A 3,113-nucleotide genomic window follows, 5' to 3' on the forward strand; every position below is an offset into this window, starting at 1 on the left:
CCGAAAGAGGGGAAGCAGTACCGCGCTGCAACTCTCCAGTGCATTGTCTATCAATCCTTATTATTTTGTTCACGTCTCGAAGACGCCGGTCTTGCCGAACATGGAGTCTAAATCGTCGCGGGAGATCATGATGTCGCGGGGCTTGGCTCCATCGAGTGCGCCGACAATACCGCGCTGCTCCATTAAGTCTACAAGGCGAGCGGCGCGGGTATAGCCGATCTTGAAGCGGCGCTGGAGCATGGAGGTGCTGGCGCTGCCGCCGCTGACGACCAGGCGCACGGCACTCTCGAAGAGATCGTCGTCGCTCTCTAGCTCCCCGGAATCGTCTTCGCCGGTTGCCATGGACAGGGTGGAGGGAAGCACGTCGAAGTTTGGGGTGCCCTGCGCCTTGAGATAGTGCACCAGCGTCTCAGTGTCCTGCTCGCTGACATAGCAGCCCTGGATACGCGAGGGCTTGCCCGCATCAATGGGCATGAAGAGCATGTCGCCACGCCCAATTAATCTATCCGCGCCCGTCTGGTCGAGAATTGTGCGAGAGTCCACGGCGGAGTTCATGGCAAAAGCAATTCGGCTGGAGATATTGGCCTTGATCGTCCCCGTGATGACATTCACCGACGGTCGCTGCGTGGCGATGACGAGGTGAATCCCCGTGGCGCGGGCGAGCTGCGCGATCCGGCTGATGCTCGTCTCGATCTCGGGGCCGCTGGTCATCATCAGGTCCGCCAGCTCATCAACGATAATCACCCAGTAGGGGATTCTTTCCTCTTCCGTTACCTTAGCGTTGTAGCCCTCCAAGTTACGGGTTCCGAGCTTGGCGAACTTGTCGTAGCGGGTCTCCATCTCACGCAGGGCTTGCTTAAATAGCGACGGCGCTTGCTTGACATTGGTAATCACGGGAGAGGCGAGATGCGGGATGCCTTCGTAGAGTGAGAGCTCGACCTTCTTGGGGTCAATCATCAGAAGCTTTAGCTCGCGCGGGGAGTTGCGGTACAGAAGCGAGGTGATCAGCGCGTTCAGCCCGACGGATTTCCCCGAGCCTGTGGAGCCCGCAATCAGCAAGTGCGGCATCTTGGCAAGGTCGGCTACTTTGACGGCTCCGGTGACATCGCGGCCCAGCACGAACGTGAGCTTGCCCGGTGCATTCTGAAACTCGGGGGCTTCTAGGCACTCACGGATACTCACGGCGCGGGGCTTCTCGTTGGGAACTTCAAGACCGATTGCGGACTTTCCCGGAATGGGCGCTTCGACACGGACATCAATGGCGGCGAGTGCCATGGCGATATTGTCGGCGAGGGAGACAATCTTACTGACCTTAATGCCTCGCTCCAGCGCGATTTCGTAGCGGGTGATGGTCGGACCGTATGCGACATCAGCCACATCGGCCCCGATCCCGAAGTCTTCGAGGGTTTGGAGGATGATCTGGCGGCGCTCCTCACTCTCTCCATCCGCGATATTGGCAGGAGCCGGGGGGGAGGGCGCAAGAATCCCGGTGCTGGGCAAGACAAAGGGAGCCACCCCCCCGGCCCCCATCGGACGGGGGAGAGAGGGTTTTGGCAAGACCGGCGCGGTCTCGTCGTCTTTTTCCTCTGCCTCCACAAGTGGGGAAGCTAGTGTGGGGGTCAGGGGCTTTTCTTTACGGAACGAGAATAAGGTCGGTTGCTGGCCACGGGCAGGTGCAGTAGGCTCCTCTATATCCACATCGAGCTCATCGTCGAGGGGCTCCGGGGTGCTGCGCTTGTAGACACTCGGGGGCGGCTGAACCAGCGGCTTGCGCTCGCCGGGCACGGGCTTCTTGCGGACTTTTTCCACCGCCTCTTTGGCCTGTGCCGTTGCGGCTTGCCTACCCTTACCTGTCCACTCTCCCACAAAGCGCTCCAGTGGCCCCAGTAGTGAGGGTAGTGGGACATCCACCAGAAAGAGAATCCCAATCCCGGTCAGCGCCAAAAAGAAGACATGGGCTCCAAAGACACCTACTAGCATTCGCAGGAGCCACGAGATTCCCGCGCCAATGTAGCCACCGCCATTGACGAGGTTATCCGCGACGAAGTGGTAGTCAATCTTCATCCCGCTCACGCGGCCTAGGTGCCACCAGGCAATAAAGATGAGATAGAGGGCACCGAGTGCGCCCATGTTGTCGTAGGAGCGGCTCTTGCCAATCGCGAGCATGCCCCCCAGCGCCAGCAAAACAAACGGAAAGACCCACGCCCCAACTCCCGCCAGGAGATAGAAACCATGTACCACGGTGCGTCCCAGGAAGTTGTCTCCTGAGTTGCTCCCCGCTCCAAAAAGTGTGGCGAGCAGGATCAGCCCGAAGGCGCAGAGAGCAATCCCCCAGGTATCGTAGGCAAACCGGGTGTTGGTTCGGGTCTGGCGTGGCGCGGCGCTACGCGGCGGCCTCGGCTTGCGGGGGGTGGTCTGTGTAGCCATTTCTGACCGCCATTTTACCAGGTTTAGTACCCTCCTCCCTTCGCTTCGCTCTTCCCTCCTCCCAAGCCTGGGAGGAGGGATAGGCTGGAGGGGAGCGAATCTCCCCAAACTCCCCTTCCTCCCACCCGACGGCACCCAAGGGGTACCCGGTTATTGGGAGGAAGGGGCTGGGGGTAGGAGGGCTGGAAACCCGGAGGCGGTGACGAGGCGGGGGTAGGCCCACTCTAAAAGGAGCTTGAGGTTCTCGATATCGGCGCGGTTGTAGGCCAGCAGGCGCTCCAGTGCTGCTTCATCCCGCCGTCGCTCCCAGAGTGCCCAGAGATAGACCGCGTCCATCCCGCTCATTCCCTCGATATCATCCACGCGCCGGATTCCCAGGCGCTGCTCAATGGCTTTTAGGCCTCCTGCTTGCCCCAAGCGGCGCAGGGTAGGGCAGAGGTCAATATGAAGCTGATCGAGGGCGAGCTCGGGGAAGCGGCGACGCAAAAACGGCAGGTCAAAGCCCGTTCCAAAAAATGTCACCAGGAGCTTATAGTCCTTAATGTCAGTGGCGAAATCCTCTAAATTTTGTCCCTTGACATAGAGCCGCGTCTCAAAGCCATCAAAGAGTCCGATCACGGTTACGGAGTCCGCATCATAGCCACCATCAGTCTCGATATCCACGTAAGCGACACTCTCTCCGAAAA

Annotated in this window: 2 protein-coding genes; both read right to left on the reverse strand. The window is 59.7% G+C overall.

What is annotated here, in order from left to right:
* Nucleotides 1-69: 69 nt before the first annotated feature.
* Nucleotides 70-2,427, reverse strand: coding sequence for an FtsK/SpoIIIE family DNA translocase (locus tag AC1XOS_RS21655; RefSeq protein ID WP_481964289.1), 2,358 nt, complete (start codon nucleotides 2,425-2,427; stop codon nucleotides 70-72).
* Nucleotides 2,428-2,577: 150 nt separating this feature from the next.
* Nucleotides 2,578-3,113: ribonuclease H-like domain-containing protein (locus tag AC1XOS_RS21660; RefSeq protein WP_481964290.1), on the reverse strand; the 536-nt coding region annotated here is incomplete at its 5' end.

Source organism: Armatimonas sp. (genome assembly GCF_964826245.1).

Coding starts and splice junctions, on each gene's coding strand:
- AC1XOS_RS21655 (WP_481964289.1), bottom strand. CDS start 2,427: ATGGCTACACAGACCACCCCCCGCAAGCCGAGGCCGCCGCGTAGCGCC.